Genomic DNA, 21,600 nt, shown 5'->3' with positions numbered 1-21,600 from the left:
CCGCCATGAGCTCCGTGAACGCCACAGCCGCGCCGATCGACGATACCGCTCTCGGGGGCAGCATCGGCGCCGCGACGCGCGGGCTTCTGGACATCAAGCAGCCGGACGGTCATTTCGTGTTCGAGCTGGAGGCCGACGCGACCATCCCGTCCGAATACGTCCTGTTGCGGCACTATCTCGGCGAGCCGGTCGATGCGGCGCTGGAAGCCAAGATCGCGGTCTACCTCCGCCGCATCCAGGGCGCACATGGCGGCTGGCCGCTGGTGCATGACGGTCCGTTCGACATGAGCGCCAGCGTGAAAGCCTATTTCGCGCTGAAGATGATCGGCGATTCCATCGACGCGCCGCATATGGTGCGCGCGCGCGAGGCCATCCTCTCCCGCGGCGGTGCGGCCAACGTCAACGTCTTCACGCGCTTCCTGCTCTCGCTCTTTGAAGTGCTGACTTGGCGCAGCGCCCCCGTGCTGCCGATCGAGATCATGCTGCTGCCGATGTGGTCGCCGTTCCATATCAACAAGATTTCTTACTGGGCGCGCACCACCATGGTGCCGCTGATGGTGCTGGCGGCGCTGAAGCCGCGCGCGCGCAATCCGCGCGGCATCGGCATTCGCGAACTGTTTCTTCAGGATCCGGCCACGGTCGGCACACCGACGAGGGCTCCGCATCAAAGCCCGGCCTGGTTTGCGCTGTTCAACGGCCTCGACAGGATATTGCGGACCATCGAGCCGCTGTTTCCCAAACGGTTGCGGGCACGCGCGATAAAAAAGGCGATCGCGTTCGTCGAGGAGCGCCTCAACGGCGAGGACGGTCTCGGCGCGATCTTTCCGCCGATGGTCAATACGGTGATGATGTATGACGCGCTGGGGTTTCCGCCGGAGCACCCGCCGCGCGCGGTGGCGCGGCGCGGAATCGACAATCTTCTGGTGATCGGCGAGGATGAGGCCTACTGCCAGCCCTGCGTGTCGCCGATCTGGGATACCGCGCTGACCTGTCACGCGCTGCTCGAAGCCGGCGGACCCGAGGCGCTGAGCGGCGCGGAGAAGGGCCTCGACTGGCTGCTCCCGAAGCAGGAACTCGTCCTCAAGGGCGACTGGGCCGTGAAACGTCCGGACGTGCGGCCCGGCGGCTGGGCGTTCCAGTACGTCAACGCCCACTATCCCGATCTCGATGATACCGCTGTCGTGGTCATGGCGATGGACCGGGCGCGCCGCAACGATCGCAGCGAGAAATTCAACGAGGCGATCGCGCGCGGCCGCGAGTGGATCGAGGGCATGCAGAGCCGGGACGGCGGCTTTGCGGCGTTCGATGCCGACAATCTTGAATACTATCTCAACAACATCCCATTCTCCGACCACGCGGCGCTGCTCGATCCTCCGACCGAGGATGTCACGGCGCGATGCGTCTCGATGCTGGCGCAGCTTGGCGAAACCGTTCGCAGCAGCCCATCCATGGCGGCCGGGGTCGACTATCTGCGCCGGACCCAGCTCAAGGAGGGGTCGTGGTACGGCCGCTGGGGCCTCAACTACGTCTACGGCACCTGGTCGGTGCTTTGTGCGCTCAACGCCGCCGGGGTCGATCACCAGGATCCGGCGATGCGCAAGGCGGTGGACTGGCTGGTGTCGATCCAGAACGCCGATGGCGGCTGGGGCGAGGATGCCGTCAGCTACCGGCTCGACTACAAGGGGTTCGAGGGGGCGCCGACCACGGCCTCGCAAACGGCCTGGGCCTTGCTTGGCTTGATGGCCGCGGGCGAGGTCGAAAATCCGGCGGTGGCCCGGGGGATGAAGTACCTAATAGACACACAGACCAAAAAAGGGCTGTGGGACGAGCAACGCTACACCGCCACAGGGTTTCCACGGGTGTTTTACCTGCGATATCATGGCTACTCTAGATTCTTCCCGCTCTGGGCACTGGCGCGGTACCGGAATTTGAGAAGCACCAACAGCATGGTGGTAGGGGTCGGGATGTGAATTTGGGCGCGGCGGTTGACGTGTCCGTGGGTGATTCCTTTGACCCGCGGCCGGTATTGATTGTGACCGGTCTGGTTCAGGAAGCCCGCATCGCCGCGGGTCCTGGCATGACCGTCATTTGCAGCAGCAGCAGTCCCCGGCAATTGCGCACGCTTCTGGCGGGCTTCGACCCGTTCACGGTACGGGGCGTGATCAGCTTCGGGGTCGCCGGCGGGCTCGATCCATCCCTGAGGTCAGGAGACGTCGTGGTCGCCACGGAAGTCGTGGACGGCGAGTCGCGATGGCAGGCAGGCCTCGCGCTCAGCGAGGAACTGATCGACGGCACCGGCCTCGGCGATCGGAAGGTGGTCCGCGCCGGGCTTGCCGGTGTCGAGCAGGTCGTGGTGGGGCAGGCCGGCAAGGCGGTACTCCATGCCGTGACCGGCGCCTCTGCCGTCGATATGGAAAGCCACATCGCGGCCGCCTATGCCACGAAAGCGAGTCTTCCTTTCGCCGCCTTGCGCGTGATCAGCGATCCCGCGACGCGAGCGCTGCCGGCGATTGCCCGCAGCGCCATCAAGCCGAACGGCAACATCGACCTGAAGAAGGTGCTCGGCGGCCTTGCGCGAAATCCGCTGACCCTGCGCGCGCTGGTGTCCACCGGAATCGATTTCAATCGGGCGCTTCGCTCCTTGCGCGGCTGCCGAGGCTTTCTGCTGGGCGGCGAGAGTTTGCTGGGCAGCGAGAGTTTGCTGGGCGGCGAGAGCCTGATCGCGGCGGATATCTAGAGCCATTGATACTTAAACGGAATCAGATTGCCGTCATTGCGAGGCGCCTCGCGCCGAAGCAATCCAGAAAGTCTCGAAGAAAGAACTGGATTGCTTCGCTCCGCGCGCAATGACGCTTGAATGAATGCGTTTCTGTCAAAACCTGAAATGCTCCGAACGCCGTCGCGCCGATCCCGCACCTCGCATTTTAGAGCGAAGCATGTCCACGGGCTTGACCCGAGGATGGGCACCGGTTCGCGTGAGAAACGCGTCAAATCAAAATTATAGAGCCTCGCTTCTGATTCCATCGTAAGCGACAAAGGCTCTAGCTAGATTCGGAAAGCAGTATCGGCGCCGGAGAGATGATCTTCGGCGCCGATGTCGTTTAGACGTGCAAGCGATCGTGCTCAGGCTGCGGTGGAAGCCTTTTGCTCTTTTGCCGCTTGTTTGGCGGCGGCGGCCGCGGCCTCGTCCTTGCGGATCTCCGTCAGCGTTTTCTCAACCTGCTGGGCGAAAATGTACTGCGCCGGGCGTTGCTTGGTGAGGTCGATCTCGGGCGCCATCGGACCGGTGGTGCGGACGCCGCGCAGCGCCACCCACATCGTCTTGAGCGGATTGTTCAGAGCCGCAGTGGCGGCGGTCGGTTCGTAACCGCAATGCGCCATGCAGTTGGCGCACTTTTCGTACTTGCCGGTGCCGTAGCTGTCCCAGTCGGTGGTTTCCATCAATTCCTTGAAGGTCTTGGTGTAGCCCTCGCCGAGCAGGTAGCAGGGTTTCTGCCAGCCGAAGATGTTGCGCGCCGGCATTCCCCACGGCGTGCAATGATACTCCTGATTGCCGGCCAGGAAATCGAGAAACAGGCCGGAGTGCATGAAGTTCCACTTCTTGCCCTTGCCGAGCGCGAAGACGTCGCGGAACAGCTTCTTGGTCTTGGTTCGGTTCAGGAAGTGCTCCTGATCGGGAGCGCGCTCATAGGCGTAGCCAGGCGACATCGAGACACCGACACCAAGCTCGGTCGTGAAGTCGAGGAACTTTGCGATTTCCTCGGCCGGATAGTTGTCGAAGATCGTGGCGTTGACGTTGACGGTGAAGCCGCGCGCCTTCGCCGCCTTGATCGCGGAGACGGCGCGGTCGAACACGCCATCCTGGCATACGGACTCGTCGTGGTGCTCCTTCAGGCCATCGAGATGGACCGAAAAGAACAGGTACGGGGAGGGCTCGAACAGATCGAGCTTCTTTTCCAAAAGCATCGCGTTGGTGCAGAGCGAGACGAACTTCTTGCGCGCGACGAGGCCACGCACGATCTCGCCGATCTCCTTGTGGATCAGCGGCTCGCCGCCGGGAATGGCAACCATCGGCGCGCCGCACTCCTCGGCCGCGTCCCAGCATTCCTGAGCAGTCATGCGACGGTTGAGGATCGCATCGGGATAGTCGATCTTGCCGCACCCGGCGCAGGCGAGATTGCAGCGAAACAGCGGCTCGAGCATCAGCACAAGCGGATAGCGCTTGCGGCCCAGCATCTTCTGCTTGATCAGATATCCGCCGATCTTCAGTTCTTTAAAAAACGGTATTGCCATTGCAAGTCTTCTCTCTGGTGTTACCAGCCGTGGAAATCGAAAGGGGGTCAGGCTGTGGTCAGTTCAGACGGAAGGCGGAATTCGATGTTTTCTTCCCGTCCCGGCAGCACCGAGACAGCAACCGGACCGATGCGCCTCAGGGCCTCGATGACATCGTCGACAAGCACCTCCGGCGCCGATGCGCCGGCCGTGATGCCCACGGTTTTCGCATCTTTCAGCCACTCCGCGTTGAGTTCACTCCCATCCGCGATGAGATAACTTGCAACGCCGACTTCGGTGCCGATTTCGCGCAGTCGGTTCGAGTTTGAACTGTTGGTTGCTCCGACTACGAGAATGACATCCACCAGCTTGCTGAGATCTCTTACCGCAGATTGCCGGTTTTGTGTTGCATAGCAGATATCCCGTGTATCAGGGCCCTGGATATCGGTGAAACGCTGCTGGAGCGCGAGAATGATGTCCTTGGTGTCGTCGACGCTGAGTGTCGTCTGAGTGATATAGGCGACCGGGGTGTCGGCGTGCAGCGTCAGGGCCGCGACGTCGTCGACGTCCTGGACCAGCAGAACGGGACCCGGAACCTGTCCCATGGTTCCTTCAACCTCGGGATGGCCGGCGTGGCCGATCAGGACCAGGGCCCGTCCCTTGGACATGTAGCGTTTGCCCTGATTGTGAACCTTTGTCACCAGCGGGCAGGTGGCGTTGAGCACGGGCAAGCCGCGTGCGGCAGCCTCTTCTTCCACGCTCCGCGCAACGCCATGGGCGCTGAACACGGTGACGGCTTTTGTCGGAACCTCGGACAGATTCTCGACGAAGATCGCGCCCTTGTTCTTCAGGCTTTCGACGACGTACTTGTTGTGAACGATCTCGTGGCGGACGTACACCGGGGGGCCGTACTTCTCCAGCGCGCGCTCGACGGTCTCGATCGCGCGGACGACGCCCGCGCAAAATCCGCGCGGCTGCGCCAGGAGAACTTCGATCGGGCGAGCGTCAGTCAATTTGCACCTTACGCATTATACTTTAACTCCATACAGGTCGGAACGTTTCTTCTTAAAATCACACGTGTCTTCAGGAAAAGTCACAGACGCTTAATCTATGGGTCGCGATCCCGGGATTTCAACGCTATGACATACACGGCCCTCTGCGTCAGAACAAAATGTCCCAATGCCGCAGACCTTTCGGCCGCTACGATTGATGAACGAAGGACATTCGATGGTATCAAGATACAGTGACTGGTATCATGATACGGAATCGGCCGAAGCAGATGGCCTCACCTGTTCGTCACTTTGTCATCCGCAAAGCTATCTATATCAAGTCGGTTCAAATCGTCCGGCAATCACCCCGAATCAAGACAACGACGCGTTTTATGCCACTTTGTCGCGCCCTGAAGACAACGGGATAAAAAACCCCAAGCAACTATTAGGGTTTATGTGGAGTTTTGAATCTGACATTCGCTTGCCAGATTTGCCGTAAAGTGGGTATCGAATGTCAAATTCACTCAACTAGATCAGACAGAAGAACCGGACCGGGATTCCACGCCTTTTGCGTATTGCGGTAGCAGAAAGAAAGAATGTGCTGACAGGTATTGTTGTTTCAATCGTTAAGATTTGCACACGATTTGCTTTGGTTACTGCGTTGGTTGCGATTGTGCTGGCGTCCGGGGCGGTCTTTTATACGGCGAGAAACTTCCAAATCAACACTGATATCAATAAGTTGATATCGCCCGATCTGGATTGGCGGCAGCGCGACATTGCTTTCGAGAAGGCGTTCGACCAGGAAAGGCTGATCCTTGCGGTCGTGGAGGCCCCGACGCCGGAGTTTGCCAGCACCGCAGGCGCCATGCTGGCAGCGAAGCTCGCCAGCGACCACGACCATTTCGAAGCTGTTCAGCTACTCGGCGGCGGGCCGTTTTTTGAGCGCAATGGCCTGCTTTTCCTGCCGACCGCCGAGGTCAAGCAGGTCACCGGTCAATTCGGAGAGGCCGCGCCGCTGGTTGAGATCATGGCCGGCGACCCGAGTTTGCGCGGGCTGACCGGTGCGCTCGAAACGGCGCTGGCGGGCTTGAAGCGGGGGCAGTTCTCGCTGGACAGCACGGCGCGGCCGTTCTCGCTGATCGCCCAAAGCCTCGAGGACGTCCTGACCAGGGGGAGCGGCACCTTTTCCTGGCGTCAGCTCGCAAGCGACAAGCCGCTGACCGCTTCCGACCGCCGCTCGCTGATCCAGGTCAAGCCGTACCTCGATTTCAACGCACTCGAGCCCGGCAAGGATGCCACCGATGCGATCCGGCAAGCCGCCATCGATCTGGATCTTGCCGGCAAGTTCGACGCGCGCGTCCGGCTGACCGGGCCGGTTCCAATCGCCAATGAAGAGTTCGCCACGGTGCAGGAGGGCGCCGTCGCCAACGGCATCGGCACAGTGCTGGTCGTGCTGGTAATTCTCTGGCTGGCCCTGCGCTCGCCTAAAATCATCTTCGCGGTGTTCGCAACGCTGTTCGTCGGGCTCGCGATCACGACGGCGCTTGGCCTCGTGATGGTGACATCGTTCAATCTGCTGTCGATTGCGTTCGCCGTCTTGTTTGTCGGACTGGGCGTCGACTTCGGCATTCAGTACAGCGTTCGCTATCGCTCCGAACGCTTCAAGACCAACGATCTGGAAGCGGCTCTTCTTATAGCGGCGAAGCGTTCGGCGGTCCCGCTGTCGCTGGCGGCGATGGCGACTTCGGCGGGCTTCCTGTCGTTCCTGCCGACGGATTACAAGGGTGTTTCGGAACTCGGAAAGATCGCCGGCGCCGGTATGCTGATTGCCTTTCTTGCCAGCATCACCGTTCTTCCGGCGTTGCTGCGTCTTCTGAACCCGCCCGGTGAGGAAGAACCGGTCGGCTACGCGTTTCTGGCGCCGCTCGACCATTTTCTCGAAAAGCATCGCGTGGCGATCGTGGTCAGCACGCTTGCGGTCGTGATTCTCGGATCGCCCGCGCTCTACTTCCTGCGATTCGATTTCAATCCGATCCATCTGAGGAGCACGAAAGTCGAATCGATCGCGACGTATCTGGATTTGCGGAAAGATCCGGAGACCGGCGCGAACGCCATCAATGTGATGGTCAAGTCCGAGCAGGACGCGAAGCGGGTCGAGGCCCGGCTCGCCAAGGTGCCTGAAGTTGCAAGCACCAGGTCGCTCGACAGCTTTGTCCCCGCCGACCAGCCGGAGAAGCTCAAGCTGATCGCGCAGGGTGCCAAGGTTCTCGGCCCTGCGCTCAATCCGGATTCGATCGATCCGCTACCGTCCGACGAGGAGAATGTCGGTGCGCTGAAGGAGGCCGCCGCCAGTCTGCGGAAGGCCGCCGCCGACAATCAGGGGCCGGGCGCTGCGGCCGCAAAGCGGCTGGCCGACGATCTTGCCCGGTTGGCCGATTCGAACCAGGCTAGGCGCGAGAAAGCTCAGGCCGTGTTCGTCGAACCGCTCAAGATCATGTTCGAGCAGCTTCGCAATTTATTAAAGGCCGAACCTGTCAGCCTGAAATCCCTGCCGCCGGATTTCGTGAAGCTCTGGAAGAGCGACGGCGTCACGCGCGTCGAAGCGTTGCCGCGCGGCGATCCGGATCACAATGAGACGCTGCGAAAGTTTGCCGGCGCCGTGCTTGCCGCCGAGCCCAACGCGATCGGCGGGCCGGTATCGATTCTCAAATCCGGCGACACCATCGTGAGGGCCTTTATCGAGGCGGGTCTGTGGGCCCTGATCTCGATCGCCATCCTGCTATGGCTGGCGCTGCGGCGGGTAACCGACGTGCTGCTGACGCTGGTGCCGCTGCTGGTCGCCGGGGCTGTGACGCTGGAAATTTGTGTGGTGATCGGACTTCCGCTCAACTTCGCCAACATCGTCGCGCTGCCGTTGCTGCTCGGCGTCGGCGTGGCGTTCAAGATTTATTATGTCACGGCGTGGCGATCCGGCAGAACGAATCTGCTGCAATCGAGCCTGACGCGGGCGATCTTCTTCAGCGCGCTGACCACCGCGACCGCGTTCGGCAGCCTGTGGCTGTCGAGCCATCCGGGCACGGCGAGCATGGGCAAGTTGCTGGCGCTGTCGCTCGTCACCACCCTTGCTGCGGTGCTGCTATTTCAGCCCGCCCTCATGGGCCGCCCCCGCGATGTCGGGAAGTAGGCAGATATCGCCAACGGGATCAGCCGGGGGGGCGGCGGCGGTAGCTGTTCTCTGACCGGTGGTCTTGTGCGAGGTCTTGGTCCTAGCCATGCCCGCTTTCGGCGCGCCTTTGGCGGCGCTATGGGCAGGACTATGGGCTGGACTGTTGGCGGAGCCACCGGCGAGGTCGTTGGATGGGCTGCTTGGAATCGGGCCGGCGACACGGGTCCAGGTCTCGCCGCCGCAGAGGAAGCCGAGTACGCAGCCCTGGATCTCAAGCTTATCGGGCGATTCCAGCTTGATCGAGGACTCGTAAGTCTTGCCGTTCTTGGCGTTATAGACGTGGCCTTCCCAATCCTCCTTCTCGGCATTCATCTTCATGTCGAGGAGAACCGGCATACCCAGCGTCGGTCTGGTCCTTTGCGAGGCATCGGGATTGTTCCGGTCGACGCCGCCGGCAATTTTCTCCCAGGCAATGACGCCCCACATCGCGCCGTTGCATTCGGCGACCCGGATGTTGGCGACGCCGTCGGCCACGCGCCAGTCGCCGGTCGGATCACCCGCACCGGCCGGCTCGAAACCGGCCGTCACCAGAGCCGCTGCAACAAGGGAGGTCGTCGCAAGAATTCTGCAATAATTTAGTCTGCGCATGGTATGTCGTGGGCGCTGCAACATATTTTCAAACCTGTGCTTAAGTGAAGGGCTGGGAATCGCCACCGAAGTCAATTTGCCGTAGTCATGCTTTTCAGTTGACGAACCGGCCATCAACCGAACTATGTAGCGGATGCTATATCCAAATCTAGACGTTTCCGAGGTGTTTGTGGAACGGCAGGCGCAGCGTAGTGCCATGCATGTCCGCCACCTCAATGAACAGCTTGTCAGGGTTCTGAAGACCATCGGCTACGACGTCGGTTTCCAGAGCGGTCACGGTCAATATCTGGTCGATCGCGAGGGCGCCCGTTACCTCGATCTACTCAGCGGATTTGGCGTTTTTGCGATTGGCCGGAATCATCCCGTGCTGCGGGATGCCCTGAAAAGCGTCCTCGACAGTGACCTGCCCAATCTCGTGCAGATGGATGTCTCGACCCTGGCCGGCGTTCTGGCCGAGCGGCTGCTCGCTCATGTTCCCTACCTCGATAAGGTTTTTTTTGCGAATTCCGGCGCGGAAAGCGTCGAGGCCGCGATCAAGTTCGCACGCGTCGCCACGGGACGAACCGGCATTGTTTACTGCGGTCACGCCTATCACGGGCTGACCTACGGCGCGCTGTCCCTGACCGACGACAAGAATTTCCGCGGCGGCTTCGATCCCCTGCTGCCGGACTGTACCGTCGTTCCCTTCAACGACCTCGCGGCGCTGGAGCAGGCGCTATCGTCGCGGCAGGTCGCAGCCTTCATCGTCGAGCCGATCCAGGGCAAGGGCGTCAACCTGCCGAGCGATGAATTCCTGCCGGGAGCGGCCGCGCTGTGCCGGAAATACGGCACGCTGTTCGTGGCGGATGAAGTTCAGACCGGCATCGGCCGTACCGGACGTTTTCTCGCCGTCGAGCACTGGAACGTCGAACCCGACATGGTGCTGCTGGCCAAGGCCCTGTCCGGCGGCCATGTGCCGATCGGCGCGGTGCTGACCCGCAAGTCTATCTTCGACAAGATATTCAACCGCATGGATCGCGCCGTGGTGCACGGCTCGACCTTCGCCAAAAACGATCTCGCGATGGCGGCCGGCATCGCGACCCTTGAAGTGATGAAGGCCGAGAAACTGATCGAGAACGCGGCCAGGCGCGGCGCCGAGTTGCGGCTGGCGCTGACCCGCATGGTGCCGGGCTACGAACTTCTGAAGGAGGTGCGCGGCAAGGGGTTGATGATCGGCATCGAGTTCGGGCCGCCGAAATCGCTGCGTCTGAGGGCGTCGTGGAATCTGCTGGAGGCTGCCAACAAGGGCCTGTTCTGCCAGCTCATCACCGTGCCGCTGTTCAAGGATCACAAGATCCTCACCCAGGTCTCCGGTCACGGCAGTCACACCATCAAGCTGCTGCCGCCGCTCATCATCAATGACGAAGACTGCAAGTGGATCGAGACCTCGTTCGACAGCGTCATCGCCGCAAGCCATCAGGTTCCCGGCGCGATCTGGTCGCTCGGCAAGACACTGATGGACAACGCCGTCCGCAAGTCGGCCTGATCTTTAGAGTCTGATCCAGCTTCGTTGAATCAGACTCTAGCATCTTATCCGAAAACCGGTTTCCACTTTTCGGGATTATGCTTTAACCGTTCCCGTTCGCCTGCATAGCCTTCTCGAATTTTTCGCTGAATTCGGCAAGTTCGTCGGCATTGAGATCGCTCACCGCCCAGAGGCTCAGACCGTGGTCGCGCCAGCGGCGGATGTTGAAGCCCTGTATATCCTCGGTGCGGGCGGCGCTATGCGTGGCGTTCGGCGTTTGTGCGACGAAGAGATTGATGACGTGCGCGCGCCGCTTGTAGACGACCGCGCCGATGGCCCGCCCATCGATGTAATCGAGCCGGCCGCCGATCAGCGTGAAGCCCAGCGCCGTCAGGTCGATCACCGGCGGCGATACGTCGAGCCGCCCGTTGAACCACGGTTTGACCGTGTGCTGGTCGGTCGAGAGTACGTCGGTCAGATGCCCCGCCTGCAGCGATCGGAGATGCGCCGACACAACTTCCGAAGCGATGCGCCGCTCGTCATCGTCGCGCAACACGATGGCCACGAGGCCCGTCGCAGCTATCGCAGAGACCACCGAGCCCATGGCGAAGCCCGCGAGCAGCGAGCGGCGGCTGGTGCCGCGCGAGCGTGGTATTGCCGCCTCGATGCGCTGGCGCAGGTGTGACGGCGCGGTAAAGCGAACGTCCGCCGTCGTCACCGCCGCCTTCATCTCGCGATAAGCTTTGAGGTCCGCCGTACAGCGCTTGCAGGCTGCGACGTGGTTTTCCACCTCGCGCGCGTGACCGGCATCGAGTTCGCCGTCGATCAGCGCGTGCAGAAGGATGTCCGCTTCGTCGCAGGTCATTTGGGTTGCTCCTGTTCCGCGAGCCATGCCGACCGCAGCATGGCGCGGGCCCGCGCAAGGCGAGACATGACGGTGCCGACCGGCGCGCCGACGGTCTCGGCGATCTCGCGATAGGACAGGTTCTGGATTTCGCGCAGCACGAAGGTCTCTCTGAAGGGCTCCTCAAGTGCCGCGATCATCCGCCGGATCGAATTCGCATCGCGTTTTTGCAACACCTGCGTTTCCGGTGTGTCCTGGGTCTCCTGCCACAGCGGCGCGGCTGCGGCTTCGGCGCTTTCGGGCAGGTCGTCGATGGCCGTTGTGCTCGATCGGGCGCGGCGGGCGAATTCGGCATGGCAGACATTGCGCAGGATCGCGAGCAGCCAGGGCTTCATCGCCGGTCCGCGGTAACTGTCGAAATGATTCAGCGCGCGCAGATAGCACTCCTGCACGGCATCATCGGCGTCGGCGGGGTCGCGCAGGAGATAGCGCGCGACGGTGTAGACGTCGTCGAGGTAGGGCAGCGCGGCCTCGCGAAAGCGCTGCGCTTTGGCCTGATCGTCTCTTGATGAACCAAACAGCATTGCGGTGTTCGCAGCCGGGTGGGCTCGGGCCGCGTGACGCCGCCCGAACCCCAAGGTGATGCCTTGCTTTTGGCCGTTACTCAACCTTGATCGTTCCCACCATGTGCGGATGCAGCGAGCAAAAATATGTGTAGTTGCCGGCGCCGGTGAAGGTGAACGAGTATTTGTCGTCGGTATCCAGCGCCTTGGAGCGGAATTGACCTGCCGAAACGACCGTATGCGGAATGTCGTCGCGGTTGGTCCACGTCACGGTGGTGCCGACCTTCACCGTCAGTTGCGCCGGCTCGAAGGTGAAATTGTCGATGGTCACCGACACCTCCTCGCAATGGGCAGCGGTTATTTGTGACGCCATCACGGCGGCCACGGCAAGCCGGAATGCGCTGGTGCGCAAGTTCAGAAACATCATGACTCACCGTCCTTAGCCTTGCAGCGGCGTATCGATGATCGCGAGACGTTGTTCGCCGGGTTTGAAGATGATGCTGGCGGTGCCGAGCAGACTGCGCAGCTTGTCGTCGGCGACCTTCATCGGCCCGGGTGAGGGCGCGGTGTCCGGCGCGGGCTGCGGGAAGGCGGTCGAGCGCGCGGTATGGAAGGTGACGTTGCCTTCGACCTTCTGCATCACCTGGTGGATGTGGCCGTTGAGCACGGTCACCGAGCCGAAACCCTTGAGCAGGTCAAGCGCCCGCGCGCCATCCTCGGTGCCCCAGCCCCAGGGCGGATATACGCTCCATAACGGAATATGCGCGAACACCACGATCGGCTGGGAGTTGGAGCGACCTTTCAGATCGTCGGCGAGCCACGCCAGTTGCTCGGCGCCGAGATTGCCGAGACCTCCGGCCTTGAGGTCGACGACATTGACGAGGCCGATGAAGTGCACGCCGTTGGCGTCGAAGGAATACCAGCCCGCGCCCTTGGTGCCGCGGCCGTAGCGTTCGCGGTACAGCTTGACTTCCTCGTCGATGAAGTCGTGCTCGCCCGGAACGTAGTGCACGTCGAGCCGCGATTGCGAGATGATGCGCTCCGCGTCGTCGAATTCGGAGGCTTTCGACAAATGTGAGATATCGCCGGTATGGATCATGAAGGAAGGCTTCACCGGCAGCGTCTTAATCTTGCCGATCGCCTCCTCAAGCGTGGCGAGCGCGTGAGGGTTGGCGGCCTTGTCGAAGCCGATATGGCTGTCGCTGATCTGCAGGAAGGTGAGGGCGGACGCTTCCGCCGCCCGTGCCGATCCGACGAGGCCGAGGGATCGCGGCACGCCGCCGGCAATGGTCCAGAGCACGCCCGTGCCTGCCCAGGTCATGCATTCCAGCACCTTGCGCCGGCTGACGCCGTCGCCATCGTGATTGTGGTCGTGGCTCATCGGAGGTCTCCAGGCCCGTCATTGGGCACGCAGACCTGATCGGGGACTGTGCGGATTTATTCCCGCGCGCTTTGAGGGCGGTCCGCGACCGCCATGGCGTCGTCATGCCCGGCTGCCCGGTTCCGGGTCGATATCCAGCAAAATCAGCATATTGGGTCGCTTATCGCGTCATGGTAGTGTTTCGATTCCGAAGTTCGTTAGAGAGAACTTCAGTCTCGGCCAACCCGGAACCCCGCCATGCCCATCGTCAACCGCGTTGCCGATCTGCAATCCGATATCGCTGGCTGGCGCCGGGATATCCACCAGCATCCGGAGTTGCTGTACGACGTGCATCGCACCGCGGCGTTCGTGGCGGACCGTCTGCGGCAGTTCGGCTGTGACGAGGTCGCGATCGGGCTCGGCAGGACCGGCGTCGTCGGCGTCATCAAGGGCAGGAAGCCGGCCGGCGACGGCGAGGTCAAGGTGATCGGCCTGCGCGCCGATATGGATGCGCTGCCGATTCAAGAGGCAACCAACCTGTCTTATGCCTCAAAGACGCCCGGCAAGATGCACGCCTGCGGCCATGACGGCCACACCGCGATGCTGCTCGGCGCCGCGCGCTATCTCGCGGAGACGCGGAATTTCACTGGGGAGGCGGTCGTGATCTTCCAGCCGGCGGAGGAGGGCGGCGCCGGTGCTGCGGCGATGATCAAGGACGGTTTGATGGACCGTTTCGGGATCGAGCAGGTCTACGGTATGCATAACGTCCCCGGCATCCCGCTCGGCTCCTTCGCCATCCGGCCGGGTCCGATCATGGCGGCGACCGACGCCGTCGATTTCAGGATCGAGGGCCACGGCGGCCACGCCGCGCGGCCGCATCTGTGCATCGATCCGGTGCTGGCCGGCGCGCAGCTTGTCGTTGCCCTGCAATCGATCGTGTCGCGCAATGTCGATCCGCTGGAATCCGCCGTGATCTCGGTGTGCGTGTTCCACGCCGGCAACACCCGCAACGTCATTCCGCAGACCGTCGAACTGCGCGGCACCGTCCGCACCCTGAAGGTCGACGTGCGCGACCTGGTGGAGAAGCGGATTCGCGAGGTCGCCGCCGGCGTGGCGCAGACCACCGGAACCAGGATCGATGTCAAGTTCAGGCGCGGCTATCCGGTCACGCTCAATCACGCCGCGCAGACCGAAACCGCGATCAGGATCGCGAAGGAGATCGCCGGCGACGACAATGTGCAGGACACGCCGCCGATGATGGGCGCGGAGGATTTTGCCTACATGCTGGAAGCCCGGCCGGGCGCCTTCATCTTCGTCGGCAACGGCGACAGCGCCGGCCTGCATCATCCCGCCTACAACTTCAACGACGACGCCATCGTCTACGGCACCTCGTACTGGATCAGGCTGGTCGAGACCACGCTGGCTGCCTGAGCGGTCACGCTGTTGCAGCGCCAGGAACATAGCTCCTCACGTCGCGTTAGGAAGCGGTTTCCTCCAACCACGTGAGGCTACAATGAGCGCTGCGAAAGAGAAGGATCTCCACGACCTGTTCCTTGATCAGCTCAAGGACATGTACTTCGCCGAAAAGCAGATCCTCAAGGCTCTGCCCAGGATGGCGAAGGCGGCAACGTCCGCTAAATTGCGGGCGGCCTTCGAAAAACACCATGACGAGACCGAAGGTCAGATCGAGCGCCTGGAACAGGTTTTCGACCTGATCGACAAACCGGCCAAGGGCAAGACCTGCGATGCCATCCTCGGCATCCTGGACGAAGGCAAGGAGGTCATGGACGAATACAAGGGCACTGAGGCGCTGGACGCGGGCCTTCTCGCGGCGGCGCAAGCGGTGGAACACTACGAAATAGCGCGCTACGGAACCATGAAGGCGTGGGCGGCCAGGCTCGGCATGAAGGATGCCGTCAGGCTTATCGATGAAACGCTTCAGCAGGAGCGCAAGACCGACAAGGATTTGACGGCGCTCGCGGAGGCCGGTGTCAACTCCGAGGCATTGGCGGCTTGAATCTTTTGGGAAGGCCATCATCGGTGGCCGTTGCCGCCGGTGGTGGTCGATCTGCTTATGTGGTCATCCACGCCGCCTTGTGTGGTTTTGCGGGTGAAATCTCCGACGAGCGTTCCGTCGATATCATTGGATTCGTGAGCAGATTCGTGAACGAAAATCACGCGCGAAAAGCCGGTTGACTCGTTGCGGCCTTTTGGTTCTATATAGAACATAACATGAACAAATAAGTCGACTACGGGTTCTCTTCGCGACGGCAAATCTAACGAAGGAGCGGCGCCTGGCTAGAGCGCGATCGGCAAAAGCGGATTCCGGCTTTGCGTGGCTCTAAAATATTGAGAATGCTCATGATCTTTTCGCCAAACCGCTCACACTTTGGCGGATCATGCGCAGCAAGCACGCTTGCGCGCCTTCGCGACTGCATCGCGCGGATCGAAGCCGGTCGCAACAGTGGCTCGCCGGGCCGGGCGGCGCTCGGTCATGATGAGGCGGATACCGTGCTGCAGGGCGGGCTTGCGCGCGGCGCCGTGCATGAGGTGTTCGCGGAAGGACGGCACAGCGCGGCGGCAACCGGATTCATCGCAGGTCTCGCGCAGCGTGTCGGCAAGGATCGGCCGATGCTCTGGGTACGGCAGGATTTTGCCGCGCGCGAATCCGGTGCGCTGTCGATGCACGGATGGCACGAACTCGGTCTCGACCCGCGCCGGCTGGTGATGGTGCATACGCCCGACGTGGAAAGCGCGTTGCGGACAGCGGCCGATGCGCTGGCCTGCGATGCGCTCGGCGCCGTGGTCATGGAGATCTGGGGCGAGACGCGTCTGTTCGATCTCGTCGCCAGCCGCAGGCTGACGCTGGCGGCGCGTGGCTCCGGCGTCACCGGGTTGCTGCTGCGGGTGGCGGCGCCGCCGCTGCCTTCTACGGCGGAGACACGGTGGATCGTGCGCCCGGCGCGCTCGCCGCCGGGTGCGGCGTGGCAGGCATGGGGCGCACCCGTGCTCGAAACACGGCTTGTCCGTAATCGTCATGGCCAGACCGGCCAGTGGATCATGGAATGGATGTGTGATGAGTGCCGCTTCCGTGACGTCTCGTGCCATAGCCCGAAGACGCATCCTCAGCCTGTGGCTGCCGCGCCTGCCGACCGACCGCATCCGGCGCAAGTCGTTCCGCTGCGGCGGACCGGATAGCGACCGACCCTGCATCGTCGTCGCCAAGCAAAACAACGCGCTGGTCATCGCCGCGCTGGATGACGCGGCCGCGCGCCTCAATCTCGCGGTCGGCTTGCCGCTGGCCAATGCCCGCGCGATCTGTCCCGGCATCGCCGTGTTCGATGCCAATGATGCCGCCGACGCCAAAATCCTAAACGGCATCGCCGACTGGTGCGACCGCTTCACGCCGCTGGTGGCGCTCGATCCGCCATACGGTCTGCTCTTGGATATCACCGGCTGCGCACATCTGTTCGGCGGCGAGGCCGCGCTGATGAACGCGCTGTGCGGCGCGCTGACGCGGCAGGGCTTTGTTGTCAGCGCGGCCATTGCCGGCACGCCGGCCTGCGCGCGGGCGCTGACGCGCCATGCCCATGGCCGGATTGTCCCTCCCGGCGAGGAGCTGGAGGCCGTCGCGCCGCTGCCGGTGTTCACGCTCGGCACGGATGACGCGATCACGCGCGGGCTGCGCCGCGCCGGGCTGAAAACCATCGGCGATGTTGCCGCGCGCGGCCGCCACGAGATCGCGGCGCGTTTCGGCGCAGCTTTTACCGCGCTTCTGGAGCAGGCGTTGGGGCAAAGCGATGCGCCGATTAACCCACGCAAACCGCTGCCGGATTATATCGTCGAGAAGCGGTTTGCCGAGCCGATCGCGACCGACGGCACGATCGCGATGACACTGGCGAGCCTTGCGCGCACGCTCATTGTCGCAATGGAAAAACAGGGCAAGGGCGCGCGGCGGCTGGAAGCGAGTTTTTTCCGTACCGACGGCGCGGTGCGCGTCATCGCGGTGGAAACAGGCCGTCCGGTCACGCGCGGCGAGATCGTCGACCGCCTGTTCCGCGAGCGGCTCGACGCGCTGGCCGATCCGCTCGATCCCGGCTTCGGCTTCGATCTGGTTCGCCTGTCCGCCGTGCGCACCGAGCCCGTGGTGCAGGAACAGCGCGACCTCGATGCGCATGTCCGGGACAACGACGAGGTAGCGGCGCTGATCGACCGTATTGCCGCGCGTATCGGCAGCCATCGCGTCGTCGTGCACCTGCCGCAGGACTCGCATATCCCGGAACGTGCGGCGCTCTCATTGCCCGCGCAGCAGAATCTTGCGGCGGCAATGCTTGCCGAATGGCCTGCACATATCGAGAGCGAGCCGCCGCTGCGGCCGTTGCGCATGTTCGCACGGCCGGAGCCGATCGAGGTGACGATGGCGGAGGTGCCCGACAAGCCGCCGCGTCATTTCATCTGGCGACGCGCAACCCATACGGTGGTTCGTGCCGAAGGCCCCGAACGCATCGCGATGGAGTGGTGGCGGACGCAGGAGGCGAGGCCGACGCGGGATTACTTTCGCGTCGAGGACGAAACCGGATTGCGGTTCTGGCTCTATCGCGACGGTCTTTATGGCGAAGTGGCCGGTGAGGGCGGCGGCGCCGTGCCGCCAAGATGGTTCGTGCACGGGCTGTTCGCATGAAGTATCCGCGCGACATTCCATCCTATGCAGAAATCGGCATCGCCACCAATTTCTCGTTTCTGCATGGCGGGTCGCATCCGCAGGAGTATGTCCAGCAGGCGAGCGAACTGCGGCTGCCCATCATCGGCATTGCCGACCGCAATACGCTTGCCGGCGTGGTGCGTGCTTATGCAGAGCTGGGAAATCCCGAACTTCGCTCCAAGCCGCGGCTGCTGATCGGCTCGCGGCTCGGTTTCATCGATGGAACGCCGGATATCCTCGTCTACCCTCGCGATCGTGCTGCCTATGGCCGACTGTGCCGATTGCTGACGCGCGGCAAGCGGGCGGCGGAGAAGGGCGGATGTCATCTGGGGCTGGATGACCTGCGGGAGTTTTCGGAAGGACAGCTTCTCGTGCTGACCTTGCCGCATCGCTTTGAGGCGACGACCGCACTGATGGTGCTGGACCAGCTGCGGCAGAGCCACGCGGATGGCGTCTGGCTCGCGGCAAGCCTGCTCTATCGCGGCGACGACCGGCGCCGTCTTGCACGGCTTGATCGCATCGCGGCCGCCGCCAGCGTGCCGCTGCTCGCGACCAACGAGGTGCTTTATCATCACCCCGCACGCCGCCCGTTGCAGGATGTGCTGACCTGCATCCGCGAAAAGGCAACTGTCCATACCATCGGCAGGAAGCTGGAAGCCAATGCCGAGCGGCATCTGAAGCCGGCGCATGAGATGGCGCGGCTGTTTCGCGATATTCCCGAAGCGGTCGCCGAAACGATGACGTTCGCGTCGCGCATCGCATTCACGCTCGATCAGCTCAAATATCAGTATCCCGACGAACCGGTGCCGCCGGGCAAAACGGCGCAGCGTCATCTCGAGGATCTGACATGGGCGGGCGCTCACAAATATTTTCCGGTGCGCATCCCGCCCAAGACCCGGAAGGTCCTGCACAAGGAATTGCGGTTGATCCGGCAGCTCAACTACGCACATTACTTCCTCACCGTGCACGACATCGTGCAATGGGCGCGCGAGCAGAACATCCTGTGCCAGGGGCGCGGTTCGGCGGCGAATTCGGCCGTGTGCTATGTGCTCGGCATCACCGCGGTCAATCCGGCCGAGACCGATCTGCTGTTCGAGCGCTTCATCTCCAAGGAGCGGCTGGAGCCGCCGGATATCGACGTCGATTTCGAGCATTCGCGTCGCGAGGAGGTGATGCAGTATGTCTACCGCCGCTACGGCCGCCACCGCGCCGCGATCATCGCCACCGTCATCCATTACCGTCCGCGCAGCGCCATTCGCGATGTCGGCAAGGCGCTGGGCTTGACCGAGGATGTCACTGCGGCGCTTGCCGATACGGTGTGGGGAAGCTGGGGCGATGGTGTCAGCGACATGCAGATCAGGCAGGCGGGGTTCGATCCGCAAACCCCCATGGTGCGCCGCGCCGTCGCACTCGCCACCGAGCTGATCGGATTTCCGCGCCACCTGTCGCAGCATGTCGGCGGCTATGTGCTGACGCAGGACCGGCTCGACACCTATGTGCCGATCGGCAATGCCGCGATGGACGACCGCACCTTCATCGAGTGGGACAAGGACGATGTCGACGCCATGCGGATGATGAAGGTCGATGTGCTGGCGCTGGGGATGCTGACCTGCATCCGCAAGTGCTTTGACCTCATCGCCGGGCACAAGGGCAAGCGATGGGAGTTGGCGACGATTCCGCGCGAGCAGCGGGAAGTCTACGACATGCTGTGCAAGGGCGAGTCCCTTGGCGTGTTTCAGGTCGAGAGCCGGGCGCAGATGAACATGCTGCCGCGGCTGAAGCCGCGCACGTTCTATGATCTCGTGATCGAGGTTGCCATCGTCCGCCCCGGGCCGATCCAGGGCGACATGGTGCATCCCTATCTGAAACGGCGAGCCATGAAGCCGGAGGATATCGACTATCCCTATCCGAAGGGCGGCGACAGGAATGAACTGCGCAACGTGCTGCACAAGACGCTCGGCGTGCCGCTGTTTCAGGAGCAGGCGATGCGCATCGCCATCGAAGCCGCGAAATTCACCTCCCAAGAGGCCAACGGCCTGCGCCGCGCCATGGCGACATTCCGCAACGTAGGAACCATTGGCACCTTTCAGGAGAAGATGGTCAACAGCATGATCGTCCGAGGTTACGATCCGGTGTTCGCGAAAAACTGCTTCGAGCAGATCAAGGGCTTCGGCTCCTACGGTTTCCCAGAAAGTCACGCGGCGAGCTTTGCGCAACTCGTCTATGTCTCGTCCTGGCTGAAGCGTTTTCACCCCGACGCGTTCTGCTGCGGGTTGTTGAATTCGCAGCCGATGGGTTTTTACGCGCCGGCGCAGATCGTCGGCGATGCCCGCAAGAACGACGTCGAGGTGCGGCCCATCGACGTATCGTTCAGCTATTCGCAGAACACTCTGGAAGAGCGTGCAGGCAGGCATCACGCGGTGCGACTCGGCTTTCGCCAGATCGACGGCTTCAAGTGGACCGATAAGGATGAAGCGAAGCTGAAACAGGATCAAGCAAAGCGGCGAGAGGAGGGAGCCAATCACAACGATCTTCCTGATTCGGTATTGGCAATGGGCGCCGCATTATTCCCTCCCCCCTTGTGGGGGAGGGTTAGGGAGGGGGGTGAGCTACAAGTCCAGTGCTTGAGATACCCCCCTCTCCACCTCTCCCCCACAAGGGGGGAGAGAGCAGGCAGTGCTCGCGTCGAGACACCCGACGACTGGGGTGATCGCATCGTCGCCGCGCGACGGCGGCGGCGCTTCACCTCCATCGAGGATTTGGCCCGCGACACCAAACTGCCGAAGCGCGCGTTGATCCTGCTGGCCGATGCCGATGCCTTCCGCTCGCTCGGGCTCGACCGCCGCGCGGCGCTGTGGGCGGTGCGCCGCCTGCCGGACGACGTGCCGCTGCCATTGTTTGAAAGCGCCATCGCGCGCGAGCTGCCGGACGAACATGCCGCGCCGCTGCCCGTGATGCCGCTGCCGGAGCAGGTGGTCGCGGATTACCAGACCGTGCGGTTGTCGCTGAAAGGCCATCCGATGGAATTCCTGCGCGCGATGCTCACCCGCGAGCGCGTGGTGAGTTGCGCCGAGGTTTGCCATGCCAACGACAAACGCAGTGTCAAATGCGCGGGTGTGGTGCTGGTGCGGCAGCGGCCGGGCAGCGCCAAGGGTGTCGTGTTCATGACGCTGGAGGACGAGACTGGCATCGCCAATATCGTGGTGTGGCCGAAGATCATGGCGCGCTACCGCAAGGAGGTGATGGGGGCGCGGCTGATCGAGGTGGAGGGCACTATCCAGAGCAGCCCGGAGCAGGTCGTGCATCTTGTCGCAAGCAAGCTGACCGATCGCTCCACTGAGCTGATGGGTCTTGCGAACGACGCGCTCGTGTCCAGGCACCCGCCGCCGGCCGCACCGGCCGAACCGCTCAACGACGACCGCCGTGATCATCCCGACAATCCGGCGCAACGAATCCGCCATCCGCGCGATGTACGCATCCTGCCGCGCTCGCGGGATTTTCATTGAGGGGAAGTTGGGCTCGCTCGCAAAGACGATGGTATAACCGTCATCA

Annotated in this window: 18 protein-coding genes; 11 read left to right on the top strand and 7 right to left on the bottom strand. The window is 62.7% G+C overall.

What is annotated here, in order from left to right:
• Positions 1–5 precede the first annotated feature (5 nt).
• Together shc and V4R08_RS07200 are read left to right on the top strand one after the other, a co-directional pair.
• Entirely contained in the window at positions 6–1,970 is a 1,965-nt protein-coding gene (gene shc / locus V4R08_RS07205; RefSeq protein WP_335578721.1) for a squalene--hopene cyclase, read from the top strand.
• Positions 1,967–2,737 carry a phosphorylase gene (locus V4R08_RS07200; RefSeq protein WP_442935634.1) on the top strand — a complete coding sequence of 257 codons (771 nt, stop codon included), beginning with the start codon at positions 1,967–1,969 and terminating at the stop codon, positions 2,735–2,737. Before shc ends, V4R08_RS07200 begins: the two co-directional genes overlap by 4 nt.
• Before the next feature lie 386 nt (positions 2,738–3,123).
• On the opposite strand, the gene hpnH is transcribed toward V4R08_RS07200, so the two are convergent.
• Both hpnH and ispH read right to left on the bottom strand, forming a co-directional pair.
• Positions 3,124–4,293 carry an adenosyl-hopene transferase HpnH gene (gene hpnH, locus V4R08_RS07195; protein ID WP_335578719.1) on the bottom strand — a complete coding sequence of 390 codons (1,170 nt, stop codon included), beginning with the start codon at positions 4,291–4,293 and terminating at the stop codon, positions 3,124–3,126.
• Positions 4,294–4,340: 47 nt separating this feature from the next.
• Positions 4,341–5,267, bottom strand: a complete 927-nt coding sequence (gene ispH, locus V4R08_RS07190; RefSeq protein ID WP_335580207.1) for a 4-hydroxy-3-methylbut-2-enyl diphosphate reductase — start codon at positions 5,265–5,267, stop codon at positions 4,341–4,343.
• A gap of 184 nt (positions 5,268–5,451) precedes the next feature.
• Between ispH and V4R08_RS07185 the strand changes: the two genes are divergently transcribed.
• Positions 5,452–5,760, top strand: coding sequence for a hypothetical protein (locus V4R08_RS07185; protein WP_335578718.1), 309 nt, complete (start codon positions 5,452–5,454; stop codon positions 5,758–5,760).
• 99 nt (positions 5,761–5,859) lie between these two features.
• Complete coding sequence (gene hpnN / locus V4R08_RS07180; protein WP_335578717.1) at positions 5,860–8,445, top strand: hopanoid transporter HpnN; 2,586 nt, start codon at positions 5,860–5,862, stop codon at positions 8,443–8,445.
• On the opposite strand, the gene V4R08_RS07175 is transcribed toward hpnN, so the two are convergent.
• Positions 8,398–9,075 carry a DUF2147 domain-containing protein gene (locus V4R08_RS07175; protein ID WP_335578716.1) on the bottom strand — a complete coding sequence of 226 codons (678 nt, stop codon included), beginning with the start codon at positions 9,073–9,075 and terminating at the stop codon, positions 8,398–8,400. The two genes, hpnN and V4R08_RS07175, sit on opposite strands and share 48 nt — an antisense overlap.
• Positions 9,076–9,208: 133 nt before the next feature.
• Here V4R08_RS07175 and hpnO point away from each other — a divergent pair, with 133 nt between their 5' ends.
• Positions 9,209–10,600 (top strand): aminobacteriohopanetriol synthase HpnO, encoded by a 1,392-nt coding sequence (hpnO, locus tag V4R08_RS07170; RefSeq protein WP_335578715.1) that lies wholly within the window; start codon positions 9,209–9,211, stop codon positions 10,598–10,600.
• Between the two features lie 82 nt (positions 10,601–10,682).
• On the opposite strand, the gene V4R08_RS07165 is transcribed toward hpnO, so the two are convergent.
• The 4 genes from V4R08_RS07165 to V4R08_RS07150 form a co-directional block, all read right to left on the bottom strand.
• On the bottom strand, positions 10,683–11,444 hold the full coding sequence (locus tag V4R08_RS07165) for an anti-sigma factor family protein (RefSeq protein ID WP_335578714.1): 762 nt from the start codon (positions 11,442–11,444) through the stop codon (positions 10,683–10,685).
• Complete coding sequence (locus V4R08_RS07160) at positions 11,441–12,007, bottom strand: sigma-70 family RNA polymerase sigma factor (RefSeq protein ID WP_335578713.1); 567 nt, start codon at positions 12,005–12,007, stop codon at positions 11,441–11,443. The genes V4R08_RS07165 and V4R08_RS07160 overlap by 4 nt, the downstream gene beginning before the upstream one ends.
• 76 nt (positions 12,008–12,083) lie before the next feature.
• Complete coding sequence (locus V4R08_RS07155) at positions 12,084–12,359, bottom strand: cupredoxin domain-containing protein (RefSeq protein ID WP_442935682.1); 276 nt, start codon at positions 12,357–12,359, stop codon at positions 12,084–12,086.
• Positions 12,360–12,425: 66 nt separating this feature from the next.
• Entirely contained in the window at positions 12,426–13,367 is a 942-nt protein-coding gene (locus tag V4R08_RS07150) for a metallophosphoesterase family protein (RefSeq protein ID WP_335578711.1), read from the bottom strand.
• Between the two features lie 237 nt (positions 13,368–13,604).
• On the opposite strand from V4R08_RS07150, the gene V4R08_RS07145 reads away from it, so the two are divergent.
• The 6 genes from V4R08_RS07145 (at position 13,605) to V4R08_RS07120 (ending at position 21,554) form a co-directional block, all read left to right on the top strand.
• Positions 13,605–14,777: a M20 aminoacylase family protein gene (locus tag V4R08_RS07145; RefSeq protein WP_335578710.1), complete on the top strand. Its 1,173-nt coding sequence runs from the start codon at positions 13,605–13,607 to the stop codon at positions 14,775–14,777.
• An 82-nt stretch (positions 14,778–14,859) separates the two neighbouring features.
• Positions 14,860–15,363 carry a YciE/YciF ferroxidase family protein gene (locus V4R08_RS07140; protein ID WP_335578709.1) on the top strand — a complete coding sequence of 168 codons (504 nt, stop codon included), beginning with the start codon at positions 14,860–14,862 and terminating at the stop codon, positions 15,361–15,363.
• 23 nt (positions 15,364–15,386) lie between these two features.
• The gene (locus tag V4R08_RS07135; protein ID WP_335578708.1) at positions 15,387–15,542 is read left to right on the top strand and encodes a hypothetical protein; all 156 of its coding nucleotides are present in this window, start codon (positions 15,387–15,389) and stop codon (positions 15,540–15,542) included.
• Between the two features lie 165 nt (positions 15,543–15,707).
• A complete protein-coding gene (locus tag V4R08_RS07130; RefSeq protein ID WP_335578707.1) occupies positions 15,708–16,544 on the top strand; it encodes an ImuA family protein in 837 nt (278 codons plus the stop codon).
• On the top strand, positions 16,453–18,027 hold the full coding sequence (locus tag V4R08_RS07125) for a DUF6504 family protein (RefSeq protein WP_335580206.1): 1,575 nt from the start codon (positions 16,453–16,455) through the stop codon (positions 18,025–18,027). The genes V4R08_RS07130 and V4R08_RS07125 overlap by 92 nt, the downstream gene beginning before the upstream one ends.
• A complete protein-coding gene (locus V4R08_RS07120; RefSeq protein WP_335578706.1) occupies positions 18,024–21,554 on the top strand; it encodes an error-prone DNA polymerase in 3,531 nt (1,176 codons plus the stop codon). Before V4R08_RS07125 ends, V4R08_RS07120 begins: the two co-directional genes overlap by 4 nt.
• Positions 21,555–21,600: the final 46 nt, after the last annotated feature.

Origin of the sequence: Nitrobacter sp. NHB1, assembly GCF_036964665.1 — a bacterium.
In the GTDB taxonomy this organism is placed as follows: Bacteria; Pseudomonadota; Alphaproteobacteria; order Rhizobiales; family Xanthobacteraceae; genus Nitrobacter.
The sequence above is the reverse complement of the archived record's forward strand: the minus strand, read 5'-3'. Positions and strand labels throughout refer to the sequence as shown.